11 protein-coding genes are annotated in these 7799 nt (G+C 49.1%); 8 read left to right on the top strand and 3 right to left on the bottom strand.

Annotation, left to right across the window (positions count from 1 at the left end; translation table 11 throughout):
• Positions 1 to 66 precede the first annotated feature (66 nt).
• Entirely contained in the window at positions 67 to 1068 is a 1002-nt protein-coding gene (locus DW085_RS19235) for a hypothetical protein (protein WP_182430910.1), read from the bottom strand.
• Between the two features lie 100 nt (positions 1069 to 1168).
• On the opposite strand from DW085_RS19235, the gene DW085_RS15645 reads away from it, so the two are divergent.
• On the top strand, positions 1169 to 1495 hold the full coding sequence (locus DW085_RS15645) for a hypothetical protein (protein WP_118493566.1): 327 nt from the start codon (positions 1169 to 1171) through the stop codon (positions 1493 to 1495).
• Positions 1496 to 1675: 180 nt separating this feature from the next.
• On the opposite strand, the gene DW085_RS15650 is transcribed toward DW085_RS15645, so the two are convergent.
• On the bottom strand, positions 1676 to 3532 hold the full coding sequence (locus DW085_RS15650) for a SpaA isopeptide-forming pilin-related protein (protein WP_118493569.1): 1857 nt from the start codon (positions 3530 to 3532) through the stop codon (positions 1676 to 1678).
• A gap of 235 nt (positions 3533 to 3767) precedes the next feature.
• On the opposite strand from DW085_RS15650, the gene DW085_RS15655 reads away from it, so the two are divergent.
• From DW085_RS15655 to DW085_RS15675, 5 genes are all read left to right on the top strand, one after another.
• The gene (locus DW085_RS15655; protein WP_003533443.1) at positions 3768 to 4280 is read left to right on the top strand and encodes an RNA polymerase sigma factor; all 513 of its coding nucleotides are present in this window, start codon (positions 3768 to 3770) and stop codon (positions 4278 to 4280) included.
• Entirely contained in the window at positions 4273 to 4977 is a 705-nt protein-coding gene (locus tag DW085_RS15660; RefSeq protein ID WP_005946129.1) for a zf-HC2 domain-containing protein, read from the top strand. The genes DW085_RS15655 and DW085_RS15660 overlap by 8 nt, the downstream gene beginning before the upstream one ends.
• A 116-nt stretch (positions 4978 to 5093) precedes the next feature.
• A complete protein-coding gene (locus tag DW085_RS15665; protein ID WP_004853592.1) occupies positions 5094 to 5594 on the top strand; it encodes a sigma factor-like helix-turn-helix DNA-binding protein in 501 nt (166 codons plus the stop codon).
• The gene (locus DW085_RS15670) at positions 5572 to 5769 is read left to right on the top strand and encodes a helix-turn-helix domain-containing protein (RefSeq protein WP_005921293.1); all 198 of its coding nucleotides are present in this window, start codon (positions 5572 to 5574) and stop codon (positions 5767 to 5769) included. The genes DW085_RS15665 and DW085_RS15670 overlap by 23 nt, the downstream gene beginning before the upstream one ends.
• 42 nt (positions 5770 to 5811) lie before the next feature.
• On the top strand, positions 5812 to 6237 hold the full coding sequence (locus DW085_RS15675) for a hypothetical protein (RefSeq protein WP_005921288.1): 426 nt from the start codon (positions 5812 to 5814) through the stop codon (positions 6235 to 6237).
• Here DW085_RS15675 and DW085_RS19240 read toward each other — a convergent pair.
• The gene (locus DW085_RS19240) at positions 6182 to 6565 is read right to left on the bottom strand and encodes a hypothetical protein (protein WP_181977005.1); all 384 of its coding nucleotides are present in this window, start codon (positions 6563 to 6565) and stop codon (positions 6182 to 6184) included. The genes DW085_RS15675 and DW085_RS19240 overlap by 56 nt on opposite strands.
• Before the next feature lie 111 nt (positions 6566 to 6676).
• Here DW085_RS19240 and mobC point away from each other — a divergent pair, with 111 nt between their 5' ends.
• Both mobC and DW085_RS15690 read left to right on the top strand, forming a co-directional pair.
• Complete coding sequence (mobC, locus tag DW085_RS15685; protein ID WP_040647222.1) at positions 6677 to 7075, top strand: plasmid mobilization relaxosome protein MobC; 399 nt, start codon at positions 6677 to 6679, stop codon at positions 7073 to 7075.
• On the top strand, positions 7047 to 7799 hold a 753-nt coding region (locus tag DW085_RS15690; RefSeq protein WP_182430909.1), incomplete at its 3' end, for a relaxase/mobilization nuclease domain-containing protein. The genes mobC and DW085_RS15690, both read left to right, overlap by 29 nt.

A 7799-nucleotide genomic window follows, 5' to 3' on the forward strand; every position in this document is an offset into this window, starting at 1 on the left:
CACGAAAATCCAACGCGATCGCCCATTTTTTTGCGGATAACACTTTTTGGTTCTATTTCTGGTTATTTACCGGCTTTTAGACACAAAAAGCCCCCACCCGGGATGGGTGAGGGCTAAAACAATCTCGATGCAATTTTGGCACCGGGGCCCGAAACGGGACGGTGCATTCTTTGTTCCGGAAGAACGTGCAGCTTTTACGCTCACGTCCTTTCCGGTGTTTTCAGCTTCCTGCGGTCCGCAGCACATTTGCGGATACGTAGAAAACTCTTTTGCAGTCTCATCGGCGTTGTGTCTGTCGATGAAGCTGCTACCAAGGAGAACTGCCAGTCCAAACGCTGATGCCATGAAGGCATACAGCGCCAAGCTGGAGTCCCCTGTTTTCGGAAGGTCTGAAGACGGAGTTTTTGGAATCTCCGTCTTCGGCGTCTCTTCTGGTGTCGGCAGCGTATCACCGCTCGACACTTCGAAGGTCTTCACTACCGGGACCATATCGGTCTCAGCAGTGACCACCGGCATCTTCGGAATGATGACGACGATGTCATCATCGTCATCATCATCGTCGTTATGCCAGCGCTCCGGTTCCGGCGTCGGTTCCGGCTTTTCCGGCTCCGGAACTGGCGTTACCGGGATTTCCGGCTTTTCCGGTTCCGGCTCAGGTGTCGGCTGCGGCGCTGGCTCAGGTGTCGGCTGCGGCGCTGGCTCTGGCTGCGGTTCCGGGGTCGGCTCCGGGGTCGGCTCCGGGAAGTCCCACTCATCAAACGATGAATGATCTTCCTTGTTACCGGAATCAAAGGAGGACTGGTTGTCGTCCTTCTTTTCCTCTGGCTCCGGAGTCTCCTCTGCCTCTAAACCGTTCGGCTCAGGGTTCGAGTCAGCAGCCGCATCCGTATCCGCTTCTGAATTGGTCGACTCGGAAACGGATGAATTGTCCGCTGCATCGTTCATAACGGATTCTACAGCGGACCCAGCCGGCGCTGCAACCTCATCGCCAAACGCGATAAAGTTGCAGCAAATTGCCATAATCAATGCCACGATAAGGGCGTGGCACCCTTTTTTAAAATTCATCATTTGTATCGGGCCTCCCTGCCCGTTTATTGGGAATTCATCCCATAAGGAATAGGGCCACCACGCAAAGCGCGGCGTCCCCGGGTCAACAGTTACATACAGCATGAAGCCGGAAACCAATACTGGCTTCGATGCCTCTATAACCGTTGCCCAGGATAGGGAAGCGGTCGTAAAGACGGCAGAAAAACTACCGCCAAAATTTCATTTCCCACCGGTCAAGGAACCACAAGCGGTTCAGATGGGATGTCATTTCCCCTTTCGGGTTATTCATGGTCAGGATGGTATCGGTTTTATATCCAGGGGATATCAAAACGATAAAGCCGGATTCAGCAAGTTAGAATCGCTTTATGCAAATAATCCCCAAGAGATGTACCGGGTATTTATTCGCGCGATGACTAAACCTGCGTCATCCGACGCGAATATACGTTAAAAACTTTCCTGACCTCTCGGATGTCCCGTAAGATTACGGGAACTTCAGGCATATCGATTGTTTTGTTCTCTATGCCTTTTCTCCGATTGTATTATCAGTATGTGCACGGATCGGTTTAAAAAACAGCAAAAAACAGGCAGTACTTTCGTACTGCCTGTTCTCTGTTTTGAATGCCCGGGATTAACGGATGTTGGCCCGTTTCCGTTTCTCATCCGCAAGAAGTCCAAGCATGACGATCGCAGCAGCCCAGAAACTTAAGCTGAATGCGGAAATGTCGTCGGTCTTTGGAAGTTCACTTGGGGTCGGTGTTGGCTGGGTTGTTTCTACCGGTGTCGGTGTGACGGTTTTGGTTGTATCCGTTATCACCGGCGTTTCCTGTACTGTGCCAGGACCGCCGCTTCCACCATTGATTACACGGTGGCTGTGTCCGCCGCCGCCACCGCCGCCGGAATGGCTGCCGCCACCGCCGCCGGATGATTTCTTCTGGTCGAGCATTACAACCGTTCCACCTTTTACCGTACCCTTTTCAACGGTAAAGGTAATGGACTCCGCAACCAGATAGCCGCTTGGAGCTGTCGTTTCGGTCAGCGTGTAAACACCGTCTTCCGGATTTTCGATCTTCTTCGGGCTGGATGTGGAGGTCCAGGTTGCAATGATATCACCATCCTGATTGGTCAGTTTGAGCTGTGCCCCCGGAAGCTCCGCAGAGGTCGTTGCGTCGCGTTTGGAAATATAGAAGTAGGTGTCTTCATCTTCTTCCGGCTCAGACGGAGTTGCCTTTGTCGGAGTATCGTACATAACAACACTGCCGCCTTTTACGGTTCCATTTTCCACCGTAAAGGTGATGGATTCCGCTACTTTATATCCGTCCGGAGCGGTCACTTCGGTCAGGGTGTATTCCCCATCCGCCAGATTCTTGATCTCGTGCGGCTTTGAACCGGAGATCCATGTTTCTACGATGGAATCGTCAGAATCGGTCAGGGTTAACTTGGCGCCCGGCAGTTCCTTGCCTGTGGTAATGTCACGTTTGGAAATGGTAAAGTCCTGTTTTTCTTCCGGTTCAGACGGGGTTGCCTTTATCGGAGCATCGTACATAACTACGCTGCCACCGGTTACGGTTCCGTCTTCCACGGTGAAGGTGATGGATTCCGCTACTTTATATCCGTCCGGAGCGGTCACTTCGGTCAGGGTGTATTCCCCATCCGCCAGATTCTTGATCTCATGCGGGGTTTTTGTAGATACCCAGCTGTCGATTTCTTCCCCGGCTTCATCGGTCAGTGTCAGCTCCGCACCGGCGAGTTCCTTGCCGTTTGTGATATCCCGTTTGGAGATCACAAAGCTGTGGTCCTCATCCGGGGTCGGCGGAGTCGGTGTATCGCCCTCAGGCTGATCTAACATGATCACAATATTTCCGATCACGGCGCCGTCTTTTACGGTAAACACGACGCTTTCGGCTACTTCATAACCGTCCGGCGCAGTTACCTCGGTCAGCGTATAATTACCATCCGCAAGGTTTTCGATCTCATGTGGGGTATCTGTTGAAGTCCAGGAATCCTTAACTTCACCGCTTTCATCTGTAACCGTAAGCTTTGCGCCCGGGAGTTCTTCTCCGGTCGTTGCGTCGCGCTTAGAGATCTTTACGGTGTTTGGAATGGTTTCAGACGGCTTATCATACATAACAACGGTTTCACTGGAAACAATCCGGTCACGTACGGTAAAGGTTATGGTCTCTGCGATATCATAGCCGTTCGGGGCTGTGATTTCAGTCAGCTCGTAAACACCGTCTTTTAATCCGGTAATCTCATGCGGGGTGTCCGTTGAGATCCATGTGTCAACTACCTGTCCGGTTGCCTTATTGTTCACCGTTAATTTTGCTCCAGGCAGTTCGGTATGAGTTGTGATATCCTGTTTGGAAATCTTAACGGAAACCGGGTTGTCGTACATGGTGACCGGTCCATTCTCAACGATGCCGTCTCTTACAGTAAAAGTGATGCTTTCTGCTTTCTGATAATGCTCATGTACGGTAGAGAAGCACAAAGCAAAACAAGGATAGCCAGCCCTGCCACTATTCCGAAGTCAGGGGAACGCAATAGAAAAATTCATAGCTGTATGCTATACTTAATTAGCATTTGAACATATCAAGCTGACACAGCAATCTCTTTACTTGCCGTTAATGCGCGTCTATCAATAGTCCGCACAAAGCAAGAGTAGCGTAAAGGTATAAAAATTTCAAACTTCTTTGTAACGAAATTCCGATTTCTCCGTCTAACCTATGAAGCTGAAGGAGGTGATGACAAGTATGGACTATGAAAAGCTCTATAAAGCCTACTATTTACAGGTATACTCGTATACTATTTCTCTTGCCAAAAATCGTGAGATAGCAGAGGAAATCACGCAGAACACATTCTATAAGGCTGTTTCTACAACATCACAATTCAAAGGTAAGTCAGATGAATTGACATGGCTCTGCTCCATAGCAAAAAACCTTTACCATGATGAAATGCGAAGCCGTCAGCGAGTAGCTGATGTGAGTGAAATCAATGACTTGCCATCAAATGAAAATGTTGAGAACTCAGTTGCAGATTCTGACATGGCGTTCCGCATACACCTCGTTCTTCACCGTTTGGAAGAACCATACAAAGAAGTCTTTCAGCTTCGCGTATTCGGGGAACTATCTTTTTCACAAATCGCTGCAATTTTTGGAAAAACAGAATCATGGGCGAGAGTTACTTATCATCGTGCAAAGCTAAAAATTCAAGAAAGGATGGATGAAAAGCATGAGTAAACAATGCGATATTGTTCGAGATATTCTTCCGCTGTATGTTGACGGTGCTTGCAGCGAAGCAAGCGCAGAGATGGTAAAAGAGCATTTGAACGCCTGTGCTGACTGTAACGCAATTTATCAGAAATTGCTTTCTCACACGAGCGAAGATGTTCTTCACGAAGAAAGCGAAAGCGTTATTATGCGCCATGAGGCAAAAGAAAAGCAGAGAGGCAGAAAAAAGATAACGATTGCTGTTCTCGTTTCCATCGCTCTTTGTATCATTGCAATTTTTACAGCTCTCTTTCTGTTACCTATAAACATTGCTTATGAGCCTGTCAAAATCGACTTCCCATTTGAGGTTGAAGATGTCGAAAACGTTGAAATGTACCACTATGACGGAGTGCCTGCATCAGCAGAAAAGAAAGTAGTTGTTGCTGAAAATGATATAAAGACCCTGTATGATAAGTTCAAGGGCTTATCCCTAAAAGACAAAACGACTGAGGAAACTGCCGGAGCAGATGTGACCAGCTTTAGATTTAACCTCTCAGATGGAACAAGCTACGATTTGATTTACGCCTGCTATGGGGTTAAAAACGGCGAATTGAAGTCAGCAGCAGGCGGTTTTAAGTATTTCACAAGTGCGGATATCGGCTCTTATTGGAACAATTTGAATACGGAACTTGAGGCAATTCCTATCAATGAGAGTGAATTGCCGTGAGCAGATAGCAAACCCAGCCGAGCCTGTCAACGGTCAAGATGAACGGCGCAAATGCGCCGCCGTTGACAGCCCCGCCCGTCTTTGCTGTTCGGTAATCAAGAGGGCGACAGCACAAGATGCTGCCGCCCTCTGCCATTATTCAGAAAGGGGGATTTTCCATGACCGAACACGAAAAGTATCAAGAACATATCCGGCATACACACGATGCCTTTTGCAAGACTGTTATTCGCCACGCTGCCATAGACGCAGCCCGGAGCATACGGAGCCGCCGCAAGCGGGAAATCTCGCTTGAATATCTGATAGAAGAAAAACACTATCCATTCAGTACCACAGATAAATACTTTGCGGAGCAATCCGGCATGACCAGCTATCCGCTTTTCGTCTGTGGTCAGATGGTGCTTTTGGAAAGTCCAGAGCTTGCCGCAGCCCTGTCCGCACTATCACAGATGGAACAGGAAATCATTTTCTTGTACTACTTCCAACGATTGACGCATAGGGAGATTGGACGGAGATATGGACGGGCTGGCAACACAACCGGGCGGCGTATTCAGATGATTTTACGGCGGCTACGGGCAGAGTTGGAGGGTTTGTCCTATGAGCCAGCTACTTCCCTATGAGACAATCGTTAAGGCAAGCGAGGGCGACCCGGAAGCTGTTGCCGCCGTCCTATCCCATTATGCGGGATATGTCCGCTCTTGTGCGAAAATGGACGGACAGATTAACACGGATATGCAGGAGCATATCGTCAGGCAACTGATAGAAAGCCTGTTGAAGTTCCGCTTTGACCGCTAAACAGAAAAGTTGTATAATTAGAGCCTGACAAATTAAACTTCAATGAGGGTAGAGCAAATGGAACAGATTATCAATTATAGAGACATACCCACAGATAAAAGGATTGACATATTAAATGCTCTTGAGCGAATAGGTTTTTTTCCGGCATACGGCGGCGTGAGAACAATGCAGCAAATTATGGAAAAGTCAGTTCCAGGTTCAGGCCCACAATTCTATTTCGTTTTCCGTGAAAATGAGTTGATAGGGTACAATTTTCTCATTGGGGACACTAAGAAATATAAAGCGTTCCCATGGCTTGCTATTAGCAATATGGATGAGCAGAAGTTGACTGTTTGTGAAGAACTGATGAAAATACAAATTGCCTTTTTTGAAGAACTCGGAATGCAAAAGATAGCAGATCATTGCGTTAGGATTATGGAAGATTACAGAAAAGGAATTGGAAAGCGGAAAGAAAGCGATTGCAGATAAATTCCATTTGAAAAACGGCTGACAATTTAATACCGCCGCCCATCACAGCGGCAGATAAGCAGTAAATCTTGAAAAGGTTTACTGCTTTTTTTGCGCCCATTTTCAAAAATCTTTGGCAAACCACACCGCCGGATTGTTGTAGGGAGCAGACAGGGAAAATAAAAAAATTTTCGCTGCGTTTGCCAAAACGCCCCCTTTTCACCGTTGTAGTGGTGAACAGCGGGCAGAACACGCCGCCGCAATCGCTATATTGGTGGAGCAAGCCAGTATATCCGCAAACCAGAGCCGCCGAGGAAAGCGGTAGTTTTTTAGAGCAAGATTCTACCACGGTGCCAAAATCCGCATATCTGCGGTTTTGCCCCTTTGGTAAATCTTGTTGGGGAGTGCCTTCCCCAAACCCTGCTCATGCGCCCTGTCGGGCGAGAAAGGAGGTCAACGCTTGAAGAAAAAATACAACACACCCCACCGCTGCCATGTGGTCAAAACCCGCATGACCGAGGAAGAATACGCCGACTTTACCGAGCGGCTGAAACACTATGACATGAGCCAAGCCGAATTTATCCGGCAAGCCATTACACGGGCGACCATTCGCCCCATCGTTACCGTTTCCCCGGTCAATGATGAACTGTTGTCCGCCGTTGGCAGGCTGACCGCCGAATACGGAAAAATCGGTGGCAACCTCAATCAGATTGCCCGCGCCCTCAACGAGTACGGCACACCATACAACGCCCTGTCCGTTGAAGTCCGCGCCGCCATTTCTGACCTTGCTGCCTTGAAGTTTGAAGTCCTGCGAAAGGTAGGTGACGCTGTTGGCAACATTCAAACATATCAGCTCTAAAAATGCGGACTATGGCGCAGCCGAGCAGTACCTCACCTTTGAACATGACGAGTTTACCATGAAGCCCACCCTTGATGAAAACGGGCGGCTCATGCTCAGGGAGGACTATCGAATAGCCACGCTGAACTGCGGCGACGAGGATTTTGCCGTTGCCTGTATGCGCTCCAATCTCCGCTATGGGAAGAACCAGAAGCGGGAAGATGTAAAAAGCCACCACTACATTATCAGCTTTGACCCACGGGACGCGGTGGACAACGGTTTGACCGTAGACCGGGCGCAGGCGTTGGGCGAGGAATTTTGCCGGAAGCAGTTTCCCGGACACCAAGCCATTGTCTGCACCCACCCGGACGGACACAACCACAGCGGCAATATCCATGTGCATATCGTTATCAATTCTCTGCGGATAGTCGAAGTTCCATTCTTGCCCTATATGGACAGACCGGCAGACACCCGCGCCGGGTGCAAACACCGCTGCACAGACGCGGCGATGGAATACTTCAAAGCCGAAGTCATGGAGCTGTGCCACCGGGAAAATCTCTATCAAATCGACCTTTTGCATGGCAGCAAAAGCCGCATTACCGAGCGTGAGTATTGGGCGCAGCGGAAAGGGCAGGTAAAGCTGGACAAGGAAGCTGCCGCCTTGCCAGCCGAGGAGCAGCCAGCCAAGCCCACGAAGTTTGAAACAGACAAGGAAAAATTGCGGCAGGCCATACGCACCGCGCTG

This window comes from Clostridium sp. AF50-3, from assembly GCF_003477445.1.
GTDB classification, from domain to species: domain Bacteria; phylum Bacillota; class Clostridia; order Lachnospirales; family Lachnospiraceae; genus Otoolea; species Otoolea fessa.